11 protein-coding genes are annotated in these 22,338 nt (G+C 54.0%); 4 read left to right on the plus strand and 7 right to left on the minus strand.

Annotation, left to right across the window (positions count from 1 at the left end):
- Positions 1-80: 80 nt before the first annotated feature.
- A complete protein-coding gene (gene putA, locus O1V65_RS06445) occupies positions 81-4,052 on the minus strand; it encodes a trifunctional transcriptional regulator/proline dehydrogenase/L-glutamate gamma-semialdehyde dehydrogenase (protein WP_026110446.1) in 3,972 nt (1,323 codons plus the stop codon).
- A gap of 445 nt (positions 4,053-4,497) precedes the next feature.
- Between putA and putP the strand changes: the two genes are divergently transcribed.
- On the plus strand, positions 4,498-5,982 hold the full coding sequence (gene putP, locus O1V65_RS06450; RefSeq protein ID WP_017491232.1) for a sodium/proline symporter PutP: 1,485 nt from the start codon (positions 4,498-4,500) through the stop codon (positions 5,980-5,982).
- 120 nt (positions 5,983-6,102) lie between these two features.
- Here putP and O1V65_RS06455 read toward each other — a convergent pair whose 3' ends face one another.
- Genes O1V65_RS06455 through O1V65_RS06475 form a run of 5 tightly spaced genes read right to left on the minus strand, consistent with a single transcriptional unit; the run spans position 6,103 to position 13,177 of the window.
- Positions 6,103-8,124 carry a CocE/NonD family hydrolase gene (locus O1V65_RS06455; RefSeq protein WP_269130330.1) on the minus strand — a complete coding sequence of 674 codons (2,022 nt, stop codon included), beginning with the start codon at positions 8,122-8,124 and terminating at the stop codon, positions 6,103-6,105.
- 30 nt (positions 8,125-8,154) lie between these two features.
- A complete protein-coding gene (locus O1V65_RS06460; RefSeq protein ID WP_084912999.1) occupies positions 8,155-9,780 on the minus strand; it encodes an ABC transporter ATP-binding protein in 1,626 nt (541 codons plus the stop codon).
- Positions 9,777-10,622, minus strand: coding sequence for an ABC transporter permease (locus O1V65_RS06465; RefSeq protein WP_269130331.1), 846 nt, complete (start codon positions 10,620-10,622; stop codon positions 9,777-9,779). The genes O1V65_RS06460 and O1V65_RS06465 overlap by 4 nt, the downstream gene beginning before the upstream one ends.
- Before the next feature lie 21 nt (positions 10,623-10,643).
- A complete protein-coding gene (locus O1V65_RS06470) occupies positions 10,644-11,591 on the minus strand; it encodes an ABC transporter permease (protein ID WP_017491228.1) in 948 nt (315 codons plus the stop codon).
- Positions 11,591-13,177, minus strand: coding sequence for an ABC transporter substrate-binding protein (locus O1V65_RS06475; RefSeq protein WP_269130332.1), 1,587 nt, complete (start codon positions 13,175-13,177; stop codon positions 11,591-11,593). Before O1V65_RS06475 ends, O1V65_RS06470 begins: the two co-directional genes overlap by 1 nt.
- Positions 13,178-13,366: 189 nt before the next feature.
- Between O1V65_RS06475 and O1V65_RS06480 the strand changes: the two genes are divergently transcribed.
- Complete coding sequence (locus O1V65_RS06480) at positions 13,367-13,645, plus strand: CBU_0592 family membrane protein (RefSeq protein ID WP_017491226.1); 279 nt, start codon at positions 13,367-13,369, stop codon at positions 13,643-13,645.
- A 154-nt stretch (positions 13,646-13,799) separates the two neighbouring features.
- Here the strand turns inward: O1V65_RS06480 and O1V65_RS06485 are convergent, their stop codons facing one another.
- Positions 13,800-14,714, minus strand: coding sequence for a LysR substrate-binding domain-containing protein (locus tag O1V65_RS06485; RefSeq protein WP_017491225.1), 915 nt, complete (start codon positions 14,712-14,714; stop codon positions 13,800-13,802).
- 1,286 nt (positions 14,715-16,000) lie between these two features.
- On the opposite strand from O1V65_RS06485, the gene O1V65_RS06490 reads away from it, so the two are divergent.
- On the plus strand, positions 16,001-20,458 hold the full coding sequence (locus O1V65_RS06490) for a hypothetical protein (protein ID WP_269130333.1): 4,458 nt from the start codon (positions 16,001-16,003) through the stop codon (positions 20,456-20,458).
- Between the two features lie 199 nt (positions 20,459-20,657).
- On the plus strand, positions 20,658-21,845 hold the full coding sequence (locus tag O1V65_RS06495; protein WP_017491281.1) for an N-acetylmuramoyl-L-alanine amidase: 1,188 nt from the start codon (positions 20,658-20,660) through the stop codon (positions 21,843-21,845).
- Positions 21,846-22,338: the final 493 nt, after the last annotated feature.

The raw sequence follows: 22,338 nt of genomic DNA on the forward strand, positions 1-22,338 counted from the left end.
AAACGGGCTCTATCACAAAAGATAGAACCCGTAGCCGTCGATATTGCCTAAAGAGTAGGCGTTGCCTGTTACCGTATTAATTAACCGATAGTCATCAGGCTGGCGTTACCGCCTGCCGCCGCGGTGTTGACGGAGAGCGAGCGTTCAATCAGCAGACGCTCAAGCAGCAGATTGGTCTCGCCGCGCGCAAAACCCTGCACCGACACGATAGGGCCTGAACGTTTCGCCAGCGTCTGACACAGGTCACGCAGCTGATCCGCGTCACCGTGGTAAATCACCGCGTCGAACGCCAGATTACTGCTCTGCCAGTCGGCGGCAAAGTCGATGCGCTCCTGAACCGCTTTAGGCAGACGCTTGAACAGCTCGCGCTGTACGGTCGCTTCAGGCCACAATATGCGGCAGCCGGTTGCCGTTGCCGCGGCCAGCTGAATCAACGCGTCGTGCGCGTTGTCGGCCAGCGCCAGTACGCGCTCTCGTGGCAGCAGGGCGTAGGTATTACGCTCACCGGTCGGGCCAGGAAGTGTACGCAGTGTACCGCCCTGACTCCACTCGGCGAACTCGCCACAGACGGTCGCGATACCTGGCTCGTCTTTGGCCGCCCACTCGGTTAATGCCTGGTGCGGGACCAGCAGAGACTCGCGCACGGTGGCGTCGAGTGGCATCGGATTGTCGTTGCCGTTGAGCAGGGCGTTGACCGCCTCGTCAGGACGGCTTGCCAGCAGGCGATAAAGATACAGCGGACCCCCGGCTTTCGGCCCGGTCCCTGACAGGCCTTCGCCGCCGAACGGCTGTACGCCCACGACCGCGCCGACCATATTACGGTTGACGTACAGGTTGCCAACCTTGGCACGCATCGTCACGCGCTGAATAGTCTCGTCGATGCGGGTGTGGATACCCAGCGTCAGGCCGTAGCCTGCTTCGTTAATCTGATCGATTAATGCGTCGAGGTTCTGACGTGAATAGCGCACCACGTGCAGCACCGGTCCGAAGATCTCTTTCTTCATCTCATCGAAGCTGTCCAGCTCAATCAGCGTCGGCTTAATAAAGGTACCGCGTGACCACTCCTTGCTGTCGTCGGTATTGTTCTGCGCGGCCTGATACACCTTGCGGCCTTTGGCGCGCAGCGCTTCGATATGATTCTCGATATTGGCTTTCGCTTCGGCGTCGATAACCGGACCGATATCGGTAGAGAGACGTTCCGGATTGCCCATGCGGCATTCGGCCATCGCGCCGCGCAGCATTTGAAGCGTGTGGTCGGCAACGTCTTCCTGAATACACAGCACGCGCAGGGCGGAACAGCGCTGACCGGCACTGTCGAATGCTGAGGCGACCACGTCGGTCACCACCTGTTCGGTCAGAGCAGAGGAGTCGACTATCATCGCATTCAGACCGCCGGTTTCGGCAATCAGCGGCGTAGGACGCCCCTGCGAGTCAAGACGACCGGCGATATTGCGTTGCAGAATACCCGCAACGTCGGTTGAACCGGTAAACAGGACGCCGTGCACGCGTTCGTCGTTAACCAGGGCGGCACCCACGGTTTCACCCCGGCCCGGCAACAGCTGCAACACGCCCGCAGGGACACCGGCCTCAAGCAGGATGCGCACCGCTTCGGCGGCAACCAGCGGCGTTTGTTCGGCCGGTTTGGCCAGTACGCTGTTACCGGCGGCAAGCGCAGCGGCGATTTGTCCGGTAAAGATAGCCAGCGGGAAGTTCCACGGACTGATACAGACCACCGGGCCAAGCGGACGGTGGCTGTCGTTGCTGAACGCTTGTTCAATCTGACCGGCGTAATAGTGCAGGAAGTCGACCGCTTCACGCACCTCGGCGATGGCGTTGTTAAAGGTTTTGCCCGCCTCACGCACCAGCACACCCAGCAGGTTCTGCATCTGCGATTCCATCAGTTCGGCGGCGCGTTGCAGGATAGCCGCACGTTCTTCAGGCGGCGTCGCGAACCAGATAGCGCCTGCGTGAGTCGCGCAGTCGAGCGCCAGGCTAATTTCTGCCTCGGTGGTTTCGCGTACCTGACCTACTACGTCGCTCGGCTCGGCCGGGTTGACCACGTTGTCGAAGGTCACGTCGGTCAGACGGTCTTCAGCCAGTTTTTCGCCCAGCATAGGCTCCGCGCGCAGCGGATGCGCGGCGCTTGCCAACAAGGCGCTGGAAAGGGACGCCAGACGGTGTTCGTTTGACATATCCAGACCCGCAGAGTTAGCGCGTTTTGCGCCATACAGATTGCGCGGTAGCGCGATACGCGGATGCGGCAGGCCAACCTGACCCTCTTCGGCGGCCAGCTGTTCCACGGCCTTGACCGGGTCAGCCACCAGCTCGTCGAGCGGCAGCGTGGCGTCGGCGATGCGGTTAACGAAGGAGGTATTGGCACCGTTTTCCAGCAGGCGACGCACCAGGTATGCCAGCAGCGTTTCATGGGTACCGACCGGGGCATAGATGCGGCAAGGGCGGTTCAGTTTGCCGTCGGCCACTTTACCCACCACCTGTTCGTACAGCGGTTCGCCCATGCCGTGCAGGCACTGGAACTCATACTGCCCCGGATAATAGTTGTTGCCCGCCAGCTGATAAATCGCCGCCAGCGTGTGGGCGTTGTGGGTGGCGAACTGCGGATAAATAAGGTTTGGCACAGACAGCAGTTTGCGTGCGCAGGCCAGATAAGACACGTCGGTGTACACCTTACGGGTGTAGACCGGATAGTCTTCCAGACCGTCAACCTGAGCGCGTTTGATTTCGCTGTCCCAGTATGCGCCCTTCACCAGACGGATCATCAGGCGGCGACGGCTGCGCTGCGCCAGTTCGGTGAGATAGTCGATGACCATCGGGCAGCGTTTCTGATAGGCCTGAATAACGAACCCGATGCCGTTCCAGCCGGCCAGTTCAGGCTCGAAGCACAGTTTTTCCAGCAAATCGAGGGAGATTTCCAGACGATCGGCTTCTTCGGCATCGATATTGATGCCGATGTCGTATTTACGTGCCTGCAAAGTCAGGGCCAGAAGGCGCGGGTAAAGCTCTTCCATTACGCGCTCGTACTGCGCGCGGCTGTAGCGCGGATGCAACGCAGAAAGTTTGATGGAGATCCCTGGACCTTCATAAATACCGCGACCGTTCGAGGCTTTACCGATGGCGTGAATAGCCTGCTCATAGGACACCAGATAAGCCTGCGCGTCCTTTTCGGTCAGCGCGGCTTCACCCAGCATGTCGTAGGAGTAGCGGAAGCCTTTATCTTCATGTTTGCGGGCATTGGCCAGCGCCTGTGCAATGGTCTCACCGGTCACAAACTGCTCGCCCATCAGGCGCATCGCCATGTCCACGCCTTTGCGAATCAAAGGTTCGCCGCTCTTGCCGATAATGCGGTTCAGAGAGGAGGAGAGTTTGGCTTCATTGTGGGTAGCGACCAGACGGCCGGTAAACAGCAGGCCCCAGGTAGCGGCATTCACAAACAGTGAAGGGCTACGGCCAAGGTGCGACTGCCAGTTGCCGTTGCTGATTTTATCGCGGATTAACGCGTCACGGGTTGGTTTGTCGGGAATACGCAGCAGCGCTTCGGCGAGGCACATTAGCGCTACGCCCTCTAATGAAGAAAGCGAGAACTCCTGCAACAGGCTTTGCACCATTCCGGCGCGTCCGTTTGCACTTTTTTGGTGCCGCAGTGCATTGGCGAGGTCGTAGGCCAGCTTGTGGGCAGCGGCATCCATAGGCGCATTCAGGCGAGCCTGTTCGAGCAACATGGCGACCGATTCTGGCTCCGGGCGACGGTATGCTGCGGTGATGGCGGCACGACTCACTGACTGTGGATGGATCTGCTCCGCGAAGTCGAGGAACGGCTGGTGTTCAACGGCAACGGGCACGGCGGTATCGTCGTTGTCAGCCCCGTGTGCACCCGCTATCTCGGCAAGGCTAGCGCCCGTCTCGAGCTGCTCCAGATAGGAGTAGATAGCCTGTTTGATAAGCCAGTGCGGGGTGCGATCGATGCCCTGCGCTGCGGTCTTAATTCTGTCACGTGTGGCTTCATCAAGCTTCACGCCCATAGTCGTTGTTGCCATTACCGGGAACTCCATTTGTCAGTAAAACCTATAATAATTTCGCTACTATCTGCCATGTTGCAACTTTGTGCAACCAAGTTAAATGCAGGAAATGTGCCGACTTTAAAATTAGTGATCTAATTAACAAAATAATAACGGCATGATTGTTGCTTAATCAATTTGAGGGTTGCACTGGGTGCAACTTTGTAAGAGTGGGTAGGAAAAAAAGATGCAACCCGGCGTCACAACTTTGTGATTTTCGGGTTGGCAAGATGTATTGAAGGCGTTAAAAGTCTTGGCCTGTAACCGATGCTCCACTAGTATCCTCAGGCCGAAACAGGCGTATGAACGCAAAACAGGACGATGACGCAGTACATTACGCGGCAATCCATCGAAAACGCGGGAGGGTAACCTGACGTTTTTAGGGCGGCATAGATAATTAAATATAAATACATGGAGAACTTGCATGACGATGAACACACCCATGGTGGTGACATTTTGTGTCTATATTTCGGGCATGATTCTAATAGGGTTGTTTGCGTATCTGCGCACCAAGAACTTTGACGACTACATCCTCGGGGGCCGCAGCCTCGGTAGTTTCGTCACCGCACTGTCGGCAGGCGCATCGGACATGAGTGGCTGGTTGCTCATGGGATTGCCCGGCGCGATTTTTGTTTCGGGAATCTCAGAAAGCTGGATTGCTATCGGTTTAACTATCGGTGCCTATCTCAACTGGAAGCTGGTCGCTGGCCGCCTGAGGGTGCACACCGAGGCCAATAATAACGCGTTGACGTTACCGGATTATTTCACTCATCGCTTTGAAGACAAGAGCAAACTGCTGCGCATCATCTCGGCGCTGATCATTTTGATGTTCTTCACCGTCTACTGTGCTTCTGGCGTGGTGGCCGGTGCTCGCCTGTTTGAAAGCACCTTCGGCATGAGCTATAGCACCGCGCTGTTTGCCGGCGCGGCGGCAACCATCCTCTACACCTTTATTGGCGGCTTCCTGGCGATCAGCTGGACCGACACCGTGCAGGCCTCGCTGGTCATTTTCGCGCTGATCCTGACGCCAATTATCGTGATTCTGGCGGTGGGCGGTGTGCACACCTCGATGCTGGTTATCGACACTAAGAACCCTGAATACACAAACATGTTCAAAGGTTTGAACCTGGTGGCTATCCTCTCGCTGCTAGGCTGGGGACTCGGTTACTTCGGTCAGCCGCACATTCTGGCGCGTTTCATGGCCGCCGACTCGCATCACACCATTAAGAATGCGCGCCGTATCAGCATGACCTGGATGATCCTCTGCCTGTCTGGCACCATCGCAGTCGGCTTCTTCGGTATCGCCTACTTCTCCAGTAATCCAGGCGTGGCAGGTAATGTCGACCGCAACAGCGAACGCGTCTTTATCGAACTGGCGAAAATCCTCTTTAATCCATGGATAGCGGGCGTGCTGCTCTCCGCCATCATGGCAGCGGTGATGAGCACCTTGAGCTGCCAGCTGTTGGTGAGCTCGAGCGCGATTACCGAAGACCTGTATAAAGCCTTCCTGCGTAAAAAGGCCAGCCAAAAGGAGCTGGTGTGGGTAGGGCGCGTCATGGTTCTGCTGGTGGCGGGCGTGGCAATTTATCTGGCCTCTAACCCTGAGAACAAAGTGCTGGGTCTGGTGAGCTATGCGTGGGCCGGCTTTGGCGCCGCCTTCGGACCGGTTATCCTGATTTCACTGGTGTGGCCGCGCATGACTCGCAACGGTGCGCTGGCGGGCATGATTGTCGGTGCCGTGACCGTGGTGGTCTGGAAACAGTTCGCCTGGTTTGGCCTGTACGAAATCATTCCCGGTTTTGCCTTTGCTGCTGTTGCCATCGTGTTGTTCAGCCTGATGGGACGCAAACCCTCGGCCTCCATCGAACAGCGCTTCAATGACGCGGAAGCCCAGTATCGTACCGTTTAGTCTGCTGATTTAAACCGCTTCACACTTTCCCCTTACCGGGGATTGTCAGGGCAGAGGAACTTTCATTCCTCTGCCTTTTCTTTGCCTCAGACTCCCCCGATACGCTTTATGCGTCTGGGCCTATCGCGCAATGCGCTCATGCCAGTACTTTGTGAACTCTTCTTCACCGTTCAGGCTGACCACCATATCGCCGCTGACGATAAAGTGCGTCAGGTCGCTGCGCATCTCCAGCGTGATTTCCGCTTCAATCCACCAGCCCTCGCGGCCGATGTTCATGGTTTGTGTTAACAGATAGCGGGCCGACAGCGGGTCGCTATTGTTCACGCTGAGCTCGCGGCGCAGGTTGTGGTCGACCGTGGTATCGATATCGTCGAAACGATAGACCCCTTCACCAAACACGCCTCCGACGCCGTGAGTGACCGAGGTCCAGCTGTCCTGCAGGAAATCATAGCTCAGCGTGCGGTCAACGCGGCCCGGCGACAGCAGGGTGACCGGGGTCAGAGCAGCGGTTTCAGGCTGCGGATTCGGCCCGTCTATTGCCACCGGCTCGGCGCACACCGGCAGGGTAAGCTCTGCGCTGTGCAGGTCAAGCGTCAAGGTGGCGGCCTCGGCCATTGGCCAGACCATTGGCCAGTAGGTGGTGGCAAGCGAAATTCGCAGCCGATGGCCTGCCGCAAAGCGGTGGGCGATGCCATCGAGCTGCACGTTAACCTTGACCTTCTGGCCGGGCACCAGCGGCACCGATTTGTGCTGCCCTTCCAGGTGTGCCAGATTCATCCAACCGTGGGTAACGCGATTGACCGCGCCGTCCGGCGCGACGTCGGAAAGGCGAACATAGAGCATCGCTGCCGGTTTATCGCTCTGTAATTCGACGCTGAATTGGCTAAAGCCGAAGATTGACAGCGGTTCGGCGAGCGGCTCGCTGTCGAAGATTTCAGCCTGACCGTCGTCGACTCGCTGGTCCGGCGGAGTTTCACCGAGCACGCCAGCCCCCATCCATTCTCCGGCCATCAGCCCATGGTTCTGCGGCGAGCAGACGGAAAGCGTGGCGGGCAGAGCACTGGGTTCAAGATTTAGTTGGCCACGCGTCAGCCAGCGGCGTTGACCGTGGACGTTGCTGGCGCTCCCGGCGTCGAAACCGAGCCATTGCCCCTTGCTGGTAGGACGCTGAGCCGAAGGCGGTTGACTGTCCTGTTGCCAGGCCTGAATCATCGGGCCTTCCATCGCCGCGTTAGGGAGGTCTTTCAACCAATGGTCCCACCATTGCAGCGCCTCCTGCAGGAAGCCTATCGCCGGTTCTGGTGTGCCGTCCTGCGGATAGACATGCGCCCACGGGCCGATAATGGCACGACGCGGCACCTCAAGGTTGTCCATAAGGCGGAAAATCGCGTTGCTATAAGAATCGGCCCAGCCGCCGACCGCCATCACCGGGCACTGAATCGCCGACCCGTCCTCGCACACCGAACCGTGCTGCCAATAACGGTCGCGCAGCGGATGCTCCATCCACAGCGCCGGGAAGAACGGCATGTTTTCGAGGCGATGCAGCCACTCGTTGTACCAGCCGTCGCCGACTAAGGCCGGGTCGGCCGGGCGGCTCTGGTAGGCCAGCATGATGCCGCCCCACCAGAGGTTATCGTTCAGCAGGCAGCCGCCCTTGTAGTGAATGTCGTCGTTGTAACGATCGTCGGTCGAACAGACGGTAATGATTGCCTTAAGCGCTTTAGGGCGGCGAGCGGCGACCTGCAACGCATTGAATCCTCCCCAGGATTTGCCCATCATGCCGACCTTGCCGCTGCACCATGCCTGGGAGGCAATCCAGTCGATCACCTCCAGCGCGTCGTCCTGCTCCTGCGGCAAATACTCATCGGTCAACAGCCCGTCCGATTCGCCGCTGCCCCGCATGTCGACCCGCACCACCGCGTAGCCGTTTCCCGAGAAATAGCCGTGCATCGGTTCGTCGCGGGTGCGGGTTCCGTCGCGTTTGCGGTAGGGAATGTATTCAAGAATGGCCGGTACCGGCTGTTCGGCGGCGCTGTCCGGCAACCACAGCCGCACCGCAAGACGAGTGCCGTCGCTTAGCGGCAACCACAGGTGTTCTATCTGGGTGACGCTGTGCGGAAATTCGCTGATTATCTGTTTCATACTGCTCCGGTATGCGGTTTATCCCAAGGTCTAGGCGACGTTTTTAGTCGCCGTCTGACGCAGACTGAGAACTTCATCGAGCCAACCCGTGCGCAGTTCCGGCACTGAGGTTAGCAGCTTTTCGGTGTATTCATGCATTGGCGGGCTGAATACCTCATGGGTGTCGCCACTGGCGACAATCTTGCCGCGATACATCACGGCGACCTGATGAGCGAGTCGTTTGACGGTGCTCAGATCATGGGTGATGAACAGGTAAGAAAGCCCCAGCTGGGATTGCAGTTTGCGCAGCAGGTTAAGGACCTCCTCGGCGACCAGGGGATCGAGCGCTGACGTTGCCTCGTCGCAGATAATCAGCTCAGGGTTGGCGGCTAAAGCACGGGCAATGCACACCCGCTGTTTTTGACCTCCCGAAAGTTCGCCTGGATAGCGGTCGATAAGCTTGACCGGCAGTTCGGTGAGGCGCAGCAGCTCCTCCACGCGGGCTCTGACCTGACGTTTGTTGAGGCCGAAGTAGAAGGCGACCGGTCTGCCGATAATCTCCAGCAGTGTTTGCCGCGGGTTGAGCGCGACATCAGGCAGCTGGTAAATCATCTGCATGCGGCGCAGCGTCTCTTTGTTGCGCTGGGCATATTTATGTGACAACGTCACACCATCGAAACTCACCTGACCGACGGTATCCGGCAACAGGCCGACCAGCGCGCGCGCCAGCGTGCTCTTGCCGCTGCCGGACTCACCGATAATCGCCAGCGTTTTACCGCGCGGCAGGCTAAGATTGACCTCATCTACCACCTTTTTACCGTTGTAACCCGTACTAAGCTGTTGAATTGTCAGCAGCGGCGTCTCGGTCTGTCTGTTGACCTGCGTTGCCTCTTCAGTCATGCCGTGAATGCGTTCAGCCACCAGCCGCTGGGTGTATTCCTGCCGTGGACGCGTGAGAATCGCCTCCGTGGTGTTGGTTTCTACCTCTTCACCGTGGCGCAATACCATGATTCTGTCCGCCAGCTGGGCGACTACCGCCAAATCGTGGGTGATATACAGAGCGGCGGTGTTGAACTCGCGCACCAGCTTGCGCAGCATCACCAGCACTTCAATCTGAGTGGTGACGTCCAGCGCGGTGGTAGGTTCGTCCATGACCAGCAGATCTGGCTGACACGACATCGCCATTGCCGCCATGGCGCGCTGAAGCTGTCCCCCTGAAAGCTGGTGCGGATAGCGTTGGCCGATATTTTCCGGGTCCGGCAGGTCGAGCGCGCGAAACAGCGTAATCGCCCATTCCCGGCTCTGCTGTTTGTTCATCAGGCCGTGGCGAATAGGGCCTTCACAGACCTGACGCTCAATCGTTAGCGCGGGGTTAAAGGCTGCGGCGGCGCTCTGCGCGACATAGGCGACGCGTCGTCCGCGCCACAGGCGTTTTTCAGCCGACGCAAGTTTCATCATATCGGTGCCGTTGAGCAAAACCTCACCGGCGCTGATGCGACAGCCCTGTCGCGCGTAACCTAACGCCGCCAGTCCAATGGTGGATTTCCCCGCGCCGGACTCGCCAATCAGCCCGAGCACTTCGCCCGCGGCCAACTGAAGAGAGACGGATTTAACCAGCGGTGAGCCGTCGAGTGTATCGACGCACAGTCCGCGAATGTCGAGCGTGGTCGCTTTCATGACTGATCTCCGTGTGCAAGTCTGTTGCGTGCCAGCAGCCAGTCAACCACCAGATTGACGCCGATAGTCAGCAGAGCAATCGCCGCCGCCGGATACAGCGGCGCATACTGGCCAAAGTTAATTGCCTGCGCGTTATCGCGCACCATGCTGCCCCAGTCGGCATAAGGTGGCTGAATGCCAAGCCCGAGGAAGCTCAAACCGGCGATAAACAGGAAGGTAAAGCAGAAACGCATCCCAAACTCCGCCAGCAGCGGCGGGATGGCGTTGGGTAGAATCTCTTTGGTCAGCACCCAGCGTAAACCTTCACCTCGCAGGCGGGCGGCCTCAACGTACTCCTGACAGACAATCGCCTGCGCCACCAGCCGGGCCAGACGAAATACCCGGGTCGCGTCGAGCAGGGCGATAGTCAGCACCAGCACCGGGATTGAGGTGCCCATGACCGACAGCACCATCAGCGCAAAGATAAGCACCGGGATCGACATCAGGGTATCGACAATGCGTGACAACACCACGTCCACCCATTTACCGTAAATCGCCGCCGCAAAGCCGGTCACGATACCGATGATAAATGAGCTGATGGTAATCGCCAGGGCGATAGCAATGGTGGTGCGTGCGCCGTAAAGAATACGCGACAGCATGTCGCGCCCCAGACTGTCGGTGCCAAACGGCGTATGAATCGAAGGCAGCAGCCAGATATCGCCCACCTGTTCGGTTTCGCTGTGCGGCGCGAGCCACGGCGCAAAAATCGCGCCCAGCAGGTTCACAGCGATAATAACGATCCCGACCCAGGCCGACAGGGGAATGGCGCCTAAAGAACGCCGTAGATTGATCTTTCTGTTCATCAATAGCAGGTCCTTATCAGGTTATCTGGCGTGGCGCAGGCGCGGGTTACACCAGATGGCCAGCAGATCGGCGGTGGTATTGAGCAGGATGTAGGTACCGCCAAACAGCAGCCCGCAGGCCTGTACCACCGGCAGATCGCGCTTGGTAACCGCATCGACCATGTACTGCCCAATCCCCGGATAGACGAACACGACCTCGACCAGGATAACCCCCACCACCAGATACGCCAGATTAAAGGCCACGACGTTGATAATTGGCGCGAGAGCGTTAGGCAGCGCATGCTGCACCACAATCCGCCAGCGCGGAATACCCTTCAGCACCGCGCTCTCGATATACGGGCTAGACATCACGGCGGTGACCGATGCGCGGGTCATACGCAGCATATGTGCCAGCACCACCAGCGTGAGCGTCAGCATCGGCAGGGTGCAAACGTACAGTCGAGCCGAGAACGTGGTGCTCGGGTCTACCATCGCCAGACTCGGAAACCAGGTCAGCCGGATAGCGAACACGATGACCAGCACGTAGCCGACGAAGAACTCCGGCACCGAAATGCTCAGCAGCGTCAGGGTATTGGCGAGGCGGTCAAACACCGAGCCGCGCCAGATAGCGGAGGCGATACCGAGGCCGACCGCCAGCGGAATGGCAACAATCGCCGCATAGGCCGCCAGAAACAGCGTGTTGCCGAGCCGCGGCAGCAGCTCTTCGCTAATCGGACGACCGTTGGCGAGAGAGTGCCCCAGGTCACCGTGCAGCACCGAGGCCAGCCAGTGCAGATACCGCAGCACCGGCGCCTGATCCAGACCCAGCTGCAAACGCAGCGCCGCGACGGTGTCAGGCGTGGCACTTTGGCCGAGAATGGCGGTAGCGACATCGCCCGGCAGCATCTCGGTGCCAATAAATATCAGCACCGAGACCAGCCACAGCGTGCCTATCCCCAGCAGTACGCGATAGAAAATTCGTTGTACCATCATCCCTCCAGCCAGACGCGCTCGGCTAAACGGCCACCCATAAAGTTGAACATCGGATGCGGCTTAATGCCGCCGACCTTCTTGTTGGCCGCGTCGAGATAGTCGCCAAACAGCGGGATCATCGCGCCACCATCGTCACGGACGATACTCTGAAGCTCTCCATAAATTTCAGCGCGTTTGCTCTCGTCGAGCAGCGAGCGAGCCTGAAGAAGCAGGGCGTCGAACTGGTCGTTTTTCCAGTGAGTGTCGTTCCATTTGGCCGTTGACTGGTAGGTCGTGGAGAACATCTGGTCGGCGGTGGGACGTCCGCCCCAATAGCCCATGCAGAACGGGGCTTTCATCCACACGTCGTCCCAATAACTGTCGGCAGGCTGGCGCTTGATGCTGATTTGTATTCCACCCTGTTGAGCCTCTTGCTGGTACAGTGCGGCGGCGTCTAGCGCCCCGGCAAAAGCGGCGTCGGAGGATGAAAGCTCCAGCTTGAGCTCCGAGAGGCCGGCTTTTTTGAGATAAAACTTGGATTTGTCGGGGTCATAGGTGCGCTGTTCAAGCTGGTGGTTAAAGAATGGATCGGTTTTCGGGATAGGGTGGTCATTGCCCAGTTGCCCATAGCCGCGCAACACCGTGTCGAGGATTTTCTGCCTGTCAATGCCTTCCTTGACCGCCATACGGATATTGTTGTCTTTAAACGGGGCAACGCTACTGTCCATCAGGAAGGTAAAGTGTTGCCCACCGGAAGAGCGCACAATGTTGAGCATCGGGCTGCGTTTAAGGAAATCGACGGTCTTGAAATCGACGCGGTTGATGGCGTGCACCTGACCTGAAATCAGCGCATTGGTGCGAGCGGTAGGATCGTTGATAACGATGACTTCAACGGCGTCGACGTAGGCACGATCCGGTTTCCAGTAGTTGGGATTGCGCTTGAAATAGGAGCGCACGCCGGGTTCGTACTGGTCAAAGATATAACCGCCGGTGCCGATAGGGTGTGACCAGTCGGTGAAGCCATCGGGTACCACCACCAGATGGTAATCGGCCAGTAAATAAGGTAAATCAGCGTTGCCACCTGAAAGGGTAATAAGAATTTGTTTATCGTTTTGTTGGGTAATATTAGTAATCGGCGCCAGCTGACTTTTGATGGCGCTTCGTGATTTATCGCCACGATGCAGGTTGATTGAATAAATAATATCTTCGACTGAGAGCGTTTTGCCGTTATGGAAAGTGACACCTTCTCGCAGGGTAAATAACCACTCTGCTGCACCGGGTTTAGCTTCCCAGGAGGCGAGAAGTTCTGGCATGGCTTTATTGTTTTCGTCTATTTCAATCAGACCGTTCATCAGCATATAAGCCTGATTTAACGGCACCCAATCGCTATATAATGTTGGGTCGAGCGTATCGCTGGTGTTACCCCCTGACATCCCCAATTTTAATACACCCCCTTTTTTAGGTTCTGCGGCAAAGGCGTTGAGCGGGGAAAGTCCGTAAGCGGTGGTCAACCCAACGGCGGCGGAACGGGTTATAAAGTCGCGACGGCTTAATCTGGCGTTGTGGATTAATTGGGACAGGTGTTTATCGTCATCATTAAACATTATTATATTATCTCCCGGTCTGAAGTGATGGCATCGTGGGTTTTGTTATCTGCCTGAACGAGTTATATCAAAGCTCTCCCTGAAACAAGTATGAAAAATTATCATGAGAGTATGCGAAAATTGCGCAGCACGACACCGTAAAAAGTTTTATTTTCCTTGCAATGAATCACAATAAAATGGGAACGATGCATGGATTTGCACACGGTAGTCGGCTTAATTGGCGTGTTTTGCTATCTGCTGGCTTATGCGCTGGTTCAAATGCGCAAACTAGAGGTTGATGCTGATATTTATGCCTATCTTAATATTATCGGTGGGGTGTTTGGCCTGTATTCGTTGAGCCATGACTTTAATCTCGCGTCCTGCATTTCGCAGTCAATGTGGCTGCTTTTTACCTTATTGGGAATGAAATCCGCTAGAAAAAGGCGCTTTCAGGATAAAACTAAAATTCCGCCGGTGGATATTAATTAAAAAAGAGTATAAGCAGCCGGATCCTTATTATCTAAGCACGCTGGGAAAGTGGGATTTTGTTATTTGATGAGCAGGTTAAAAACGTGGCATCAGCGTAAATTATCGCAGTTTTATACTTTATTGACCTAGTATGACCGTTTTGGTTGAAAATTAATCAGCCCTGCATTTGGCACTCATCGATATTGTCTTTCAGCCACTGGCTGACTCTACGGATTATGGGTCTGACGTATCTATCTTCAGGAATTAATAAATAGCATTTTCCAGCCGCCGCCAGTTTTCCTGGATGTGCGGCAACCAGTTGCCCCGAACGCATCGAGTCCTGAACCAGTCCTTCCCAGCCCAGTAAAATACCGTCGCCCTGTACCGCAGCCTGTACCAGAAAAGGGTAGCTATTGGCGCGCCAGGTGAGACGAGGCGCAAAGTGATGAACGCCCTGTGAGTTGAACCAGTCACGCCAACCGGTCCATTCACGCTGAGGATCGTCCTGGATAAGCAGCCGTTGATGGATAATCTCCTCGGCGGTGATATTAGCCGACAGCGTTTTAGCAAAGGCAGGGGAACACATTGGATAGCAAATCTCGTCAAACAGCGCTTCAGCGTGAAACCCTTCAGGCGCTTCGCGTAAATAGAAAATTGCCATGTCGAATTCTGAGGTCTTGAGTGATGAAAAGCTGTCTGAGATCTTCAGGCGTATTTGCAGGTCAGGAAGCGATTCACGCAGTCTGGAGAGGCGTGAGGAAAGCCACAGTTGCCCCATGGCGCTGGTACAGGCCAGCGTGACCTGTGGCAGACCGCTCCAGCCCATCACCTCGGCGGTCGAGTGGGAGATATCGCCCAGCGACTTACGAATCTCTGCGGCAAAGGCTTCTCCACGCGGCGTCAGGCTAACCTGACGCTGCGAGCGGGTGAAAAGTTTACACCCCAGCATCTCCTCAAGTTGGAGTATCTGGCGACTGATGGCGCTTTGCGTGAGGTTGAGCTCATCGGCGGCGCGTGAAAAGCTGCAATAACGAGCCACGCATTCGAAGGCAATCAAGGTATTGAGCGGCGGTAAAGGTTCTATCTGCACTCTGAGTTTCCTGAAAATTGACGCTTCGCCGAGCATAACGCAAAGTCAGTGCACGAGAGCATTTTTTTACATCATGATGTCATTAGGGTCAGGGTAACGTTAAGCGTATTTTTAGAGTTTCAAAGTAATTTACTCTGCTATAAAAACCCCACGAAATTTCAAGGACGGGAGGGGAGATGCCGCCGACTAATCAGGCTATTTGTAGCAGTACCGCGCCCCAGCATGTACCCCATTTGACTGACAGCACGGCTAGCCCGGGAATAGCATCACGCTGCGTCGAGTGGGCCCGCAATACCGCGCTGTTACCCACATCCTTTTCTTGTCCCCCTTCATTGAGTGCACTCGCCTGGAGAATGGGTGATGGAGCTTTCAGGCTCGCCGTTTCCTTTTTGCGTCAGTTTGAGCAGCGCACTGAGTGGCAAGATTGCGCAGAAATGGACGCGGTCGAACATCCGCTTCTCGCCAGTCTCAACCATTTTCTTTGGCAACAGGGCTATGGACTCCCGGCGCTACCTTTATTGGGCCCGGCAACGGCCTTTTGTAGCGTTTACTACGCCGCCAGTCTGGCATTGGGCCATGCCGCTATGGCAGAAAATGGCGACGTTTTTCATCAAACATTGGCGGCTTATCTGGCGGGCGCGTGCGGATTGTCCTGCGACGTCTTTGCCACCTCCAGCGACAGGCAAACGCCAACCTGGGAAAGTGATTGCTCTATTTTAGAAACAGATCTGGAAGCAGGCAGCTCTTTTGACGAAATTCATTTGTTGGGCCTGCCCGCCACTGAGCCACTTTATGGTGCTACCGGCAGCCGCAGATATACCCTGGATCCCGCTTCATCTGCACTGTTTATCGGCCAGGTCCGCACCTCACCAATGAATTTTTGCTCTGCGCAGATACCGCTAAATCAGACCTCGATAGCGAGTGGGTTAGCGGGAGTGCAAATGGCGGTGCACTTAGCCGAGCAGCAAAATCGGGCAATTTATGCCATCAGTACCGGCGAGCATGCGGTGGCGGTAGATACCAGTCCGCTGGCCGCGTCGGTGTTGTCCCTGCCGTCGTTCGGACTCAGCGATCCACTGGTGTTTCCCACCGCGCAATCGGCCGAAATTAGCGTTAACTTACCGCCGTGGCGGCAGCTAGAGGGGCATTCAACGAGCAAAACTGTGCATAAAAGAGGCGTGATCCACGATGGCCCGCTAGCGCTGATGAAAGGGCGGTATAAGGAACCGTCGGGCTTTTTGCCGAGGCCTAACGCGCCTGCTCAACAGGAGCCCTCGCAGGCGAGTGTGCGTGAAGCACAGCTTTATGGGCTGAAGATTAACGCCGAAGATGGGCGACGTTATCCGCTGTTTGCGCCGCCGACCTCACAGATTGATTGCCTCAGTTGCCTTCCTGAGCCGTTGCCGCCGGTAAAAGCTCGCAGTCTGCTTGAGATGATAGAAAAGGTCTATTTCTGGGTCGAAGGCCTGAGTTCCCAGAGTAAACAGCGGGTCATTGAGCAATATATTCATCGTCAACCCGCTGCGGTTAGCAGTGATAGCCATAACAAAGCCCTGGAGGCCATTGTGGCTGCATGCGGTCTGCTGATGATCCACGATCCCACCCACGACAGGTGGCACAGCTCTTCTGCAGAGGTACAGACGCTCTTTTCTCTGCTGCTGATGCAGTCGCCGTTTGCTCATAACGAAGAATTAAAAATAGTGCTGGCGGCGTCTCCCGCCGGAGAGGCAATATTGGCAAAACTGCTACTCGACCAGCTGGATGCTTATCTTTCGCCGTCCTCTCAATTAATTAAAGCCAGTCATCAGCACGTCAGGGGGGTGATGACGCAGCCTGAGCCGGTGACCTATGGCCGATTGGAGGCCTGTTTAAAGGACATTCAGGACGCGTTTATCACGCGCGTCTTTTCGTCGCTGAAGGGGACGCTGGGCTTACAGCAGGATGACCTGTCGGCGGAAAAAGTCAGCAAAATTGCGCAGTGGCATCTAAGACTGATTGAATTTGACTATCCTTTCATGCTGTTGCGTGACTTAACGCCCGTAAAAGGAATGCCCTGCTTGTCGAGCACCGGTCTGCTGATGAATATCGGCGTCAGGCGGGTTCAGGATAGGCAGAAAATGAGTATGCTGACGCCACGCGATCTAACCTCTCTGGGGGAAGACCTGCTTCTGAATAACGTTCCCGAGGCGTTGATCAGGGATTTCAGCCATCTTGAGGCGTTGCACAAAGCGGCGGGAGCGGGGACGATGAGCGGGATTGAGGACGCCGCGAATAAACTGAAGCGCAAGAGCGTACTGTTGATTCAATATAGCGAAGCCAAACGTAGGCTGACGGAGGTGCTTAAGGCTCCGGGCGAGGATGCACCGAGCATTGCGGCCTTTAAATATTATCGTGATACCCAGCAGCGACTTTACGCACTGGCGCTGGAAAGTATTTCCGGGGTAGACCGGGCCAGGATGCTGGTTAACTTGCATCGTATGCATGGGATAACGCTGCAGTTTATCCAAATGGAAGACACGCAGGGAAATTCGTCGCTTTCACGTCCCCATATCGGATTTCTACTTTCCTCTGAAGGGAATATCAACCGTGCTGGTACGCAGGTCGAACCGCGTCACTACTTTATCTCTCTGATCCCGGCACAGAGCGATACAACACAGCCGCTGGTATTTCCTGTTCATTCAACCTTGCCCGACGAGCTACTCCAGCCTTTTAGTACTCAGGGAAAGAAGGAGTTTCTTGCACGTCTGTTTGACGATGCAACGGTCAATGATTCGCGCTATCAGTTTTATCTCCAGAATGAAGGCAGTCTGCATTCTGCCGTTCAAATAACGGACTGGAGAAACGTGGCCGATTCGCTGGCAAATAGCATCATTGCCCGCCAGTACTCGGCCATTGCTATGCCTGCCATTGCCCCGATGCGTCATGCCGTTGTCACTGAATCCTCTGAAAGTCAGGGCCCCGTTTCTTCATGGTTTCGCTATTTATTGAGCCAATTGATTTACCTGACCCCGATTGGCAACTGCAAAGACGCTGCCGAAGATTTGATAAAGGCAGATTTAGCGCCGTTGGTGCTCGATGGGGCTTTTTGCCTCTATGCCTTTGCCCCTGGCGCCAGCGAAGAGGAGCAGGGGATCAAGTCAGTCGCCAACATCATCAAGAATGTGTTGAAAAAGACGCTGGAAGATAATATTGCCGTCAGCGAGCAAGAGCCGGTGCTCACCCGGTTGGACAAGACTCTCCAGGAGGTCGAATGCCAGCTGAAGCCGCATAATCAGGCCATTGACCGGGTACGTTACCACCTTAGTGGTAATAGAGGATTACGCCCTTGGCTCCTCTTTTCAGCCCTAAACAATGCGCTGGTGATTGGTGAGATTCCTGATGAATATAAACCCACTCTGGCCTGGCGCGAACCTTTTCACGATGTGCTCTATTTCATCCTTGCGACGCCTGGTGGGCAACGGGCCTACCGCTTTGATGAGCTTAATCAACTGCTGTTGCCTAATCCGAGCTCATCGTTGCTGACGCTGATGGCCCGAGAGGCGCATATTGACGCTCTGCCTGTGCTGGAAGAAACGCTCAGCACGGGTAATACGCATCGGTTAAGAACAGAAATCTATCAGCATGAGAGAATGCGTCATGTTGCGTACTACGGTGTATGCAACTGCGAGACGCTAGACTCTCAATATGAGGTGGTTGCTCAACAGACCGCCTTAGGAACCTATTTTTTCCCGGGGGTAAAAGTACCCGCAACCGACAACCAGTACCGGCTTGTTCCATCAGGAATGCCTGAAGATCAACAGCTGGTGGTCGAGAAAAATAACGGAATACTCCGTTATTTGAGTGACAACGTGATCTATTTTAAGACCTCGTCTACCGCCTCACAGTTTATTGCTTCATCAGATGCCGCCGAGAATTTATTGAACAATCTGCAAAATATTCCTAACGGCTGGACCATGAAGGCGCTGTGGATAGAGCAGGGGGCGGGGGAGAGAATCGTGGTCGACTGGCAGGATACAGCAGGCAATTCACATCTACGTCACCCGGACAGGCAGGGGAAATGGCTAATCTGGGAAAGTCATCATCGCGGTATCTTTTGTCAACATTTATCGAGAGTAAGACGAAATGATAGCCCTGACACTTCACGTGTTGCCGGGCTTTTCTCTCCGGAGCACTGTGGCTATTTAGAAGTACCTAAAATAAACAGCCCCGGGCGGGCCGCAGCGCTTAATGTATTAACCCAGCGTGCTAAAAAACTTGCGGGACCGATTGTTTTCGAGAAAATCAACTGTGCCGATTTAGCCAAAAATATTTGTGCAGAGTTTGAGGATATCTGGGACACGATTCCTGACAGTATTCGTAAAGTTATTACGGATATTCGCGACTGGCGGATAGATGTGAAAGTGTTTAACGAGTTTGGCCGTTTTACCAATGCCCTTGCTGATTATTCCTATGCCTTAAATAACGTAGAACCATTGACTCATGACGATAAACGAGTCAAAAACCGATTCTGCCAAAAAGTATTAAACTTAATCAAAGAATATGAAAAGCTGAAGCTTAGCGTGCTGGAAAGTAAAAGGCTGAAAGAAGAGTTTCGAGACGCTAAAAAAGATTACTACGATACCTACATTGCAAGAAACCTGAAGGCCAACAACTGGCTTAATCGCTGGTTTCAACGCGTCAAGTTTACCGATAAAACCTTGGGAAACTATATCGTTAAGGCAACGACTCCAGAGCAGATCGTGCGCGATTATGAATTTCTCTATCAGGGGATTCAGGGAGCCATGACGCAACTTAATCACATGGCTGAATCCATCTCGGCACGTTTAAGTGAATCGTCAGCCGCTGGCTTCCTGAGTGGTGCATTGAAGGACTTTTTTAACGCCGATTTCACGCCGCCTCAGGTTGATGATTTTAGGGAGAAAATATCTCGTTATCTGCATAAAATCGGCGGCTTTAACATCAGTCAGGTTGTGGTTGTCGCCGACAGATTGTCTGAGGGGCGACTCGCATCAGGCTGCTACGATACGCCGATTGAAAAGCTAATTTATGGCGACGGTGCTTTCAGCTTCGTTTATAACAGCGAGAGCGATAAACATATTTATATACTGGATTATTTATCTAACCAGCAGTTTATTGAATATGCCCTAGCGCACGAACTTGGCCATTTGACCTTCGATGAGAGTAAGTATGCTTTTTCGGAGGAGATATATCTGAAGGCGAACACAGTTGTTAAAAACTTTAATGTTTCTGGCGCGTCAAAATTTGCCCGTCACCTGATGTCTGACAAGGGCTTTTTCCTCGACTATATCGCCAAGTACGACAGTTTTGGTGCCGCCTTCTATCGCCATTTTTTTGCTCATACCCGTAATCCCCATCATAGACGCGCACTGCGCAATTATCATGCTCTCTTTTTGGATAGAAGCAGTATCGGGTCGCTGTACTCCAACGATGCTAAACTCAGGAAACGTGAGCTGGCTCCGGTGGTGGACTACTTTTTTTCGGTACCCGACATACAACTGAATATTGCCTACTATAACCCGGACATTTTTTGTGGTTTATTTAACTTTATCTATGAAAGAGCCCTCGGAATCGTCAATCAGGAGGCAGAAGAGAGGCGTCGTAAAAAGCGCCAAAGTGGGGAATCGTCTAAACAAGATAACAAGGAATTTTTTAAAACGTTGTTATTTTCGGCACTGTACGAAAAACATCTTCAGGACAATGACGCACATTTAGCACATCAATGATAATAATTAAAAAACAATTCAAAGTGCAATAAAGTAATTCAAACATTTCAGATTAATGAATTTTAAACATATTGGAAATAAAAAGAGATTAAATAACCTGATTATTATTAGATTGTTACTGGTCACGGAAAAAGGCTTACGCGAAAATCTCTCCACACATCCTGACCGTTCAATGTGCTCCCTGGAGAGTGAGTAATTTATGACCATTAATCAATCCCGAAGAAAACTGCTGGTCTTTGGAATGGGCATGACTCTGGTATCGCCAAAGATATTTGCCGCACAAAAAATAGCTTTGTTGGATCTCAAATCAACCAGCGACAGTTTACATATTACTCTGCCAGCGAACGATCCGCATGCGCGGGTGTTCACGTTGGATAACCCCGACAGGGTGGTGATTGATGTTTCAATGACCGCGTTCTCGTCGTCATTAATGCACTCGCTGGTGGTTGTCAAACAAAAATTTCCGTGGATAGTCCGTGCTAAAATTGCGCACTTTAACCCGCAAACTGCGCGTATCGTTTTTGAGCTCAATCAGTCGGCGAAAATAAGCCATCAGAACGTTGAAGGGTTAAAACGTATCAACGTGACGGTAGCAAAAGGGGCGATGGCCGCTATTCCGGCGGTGGAAAAAGAAAATGCTCAGCCGGAGCCTGAGGCTTATAAACCTGAGGAAAAAATAAGCAACCGACCTTTGCTGGTAATGATTGACCCCGGCCACGGTGGTAAAGACCCAGGCGCTATTGGTGGCGGTGGAACCTATGAAAAACACGTGGTATTGGATATTGCCAGACATTTACAACAGCAGCTGCAACGGCAGTATAAAATACACGCAGTATTAACCCGTCAGGACGATGTATTTATTCCTCTCTATCACCGGGTGAATTTAGCACACCAGCATGAGGCAGACTTATTTGTCTCTATTCATGCGGACGGTTTTAGTAACGATCAGGTCTCGGGTGCCTCTGTTTTTGCGCTGTCAGAACACGGCGCGGGCAGTGCTATGGCGCGCTATCTCTCGCAAAGTGAAAACAGCGTCGATGCTATCTATGACAATGATGTACAAACCAATGATGCCTACCTGAAACAGACGTTGTTCGACCTCGATCAGACCGAAACCATTAACCGCAGCCTCGAGTTTGGCAAACATCTGGCAACCCATATCGAGACCGTTCATCATATGCATAACCGTCATATTGAACAGGCCGGTTTTGTGGTGCTAAAATCACCGCGTATACCTTCCGTACTGGTAGAAACATCGTTTATTACCAATCATCAGGAAGAGAAATTGCTGCAACAGCCGGGCTTCCAGTTAAAAATGGCCAAGGCTCTGGCGAGCGGTATTCACGGTTATTTAAATCAGGAACGTAAAGAAAACTTGATCGCCTAGAAAGATCCTCGCGCTTAAAACCTTTCTCGTTTCATATTAGTGTCACATACCATGATGAAAACTATCCGGAAACATGGCATAAAGTCTCCGGGTGGTTTGATCAAAAAAAGGATCTGGGATCCTATTGACTCCTTCAAATATTTTTTTTACATTCAAGTAACACCGCTAGCGAAGTTTTCAGATATCGTTATACTGAAATTAACTAGCAGCAACTGCGGGGATAGCGAATGGTAAAGTCCATGTTTGGGCTAGGCTGTAAAAATAACGCTTCATCATTCTCCACTCGTTGTCCTGATTTTTCAGCAGACGAGGGTCAGACCTCCGACTCTCTGGTATTAAGCAGTTTTCTATGTAGCAATAGTAAACGTTTATTCTCTCTATCCAAGACTTCACAGCGACCACGTTCTTTAACTGACCTGGCACCCTCACTGAAACAACCCTTCTCCTCTTTTGGTTTTTTTACTGGCTTATTGACTGTTATGGTCAGTGGTTT

This window comes from Rouxiella badensis (assembly GCF_026967515.2).
Lineage (GTDB): Bacteria > Pseudomonadota > Gammaproteobacteria > Enterobacterales > Enterobacteriaceae > Rouxiella > Rouxiella badensis.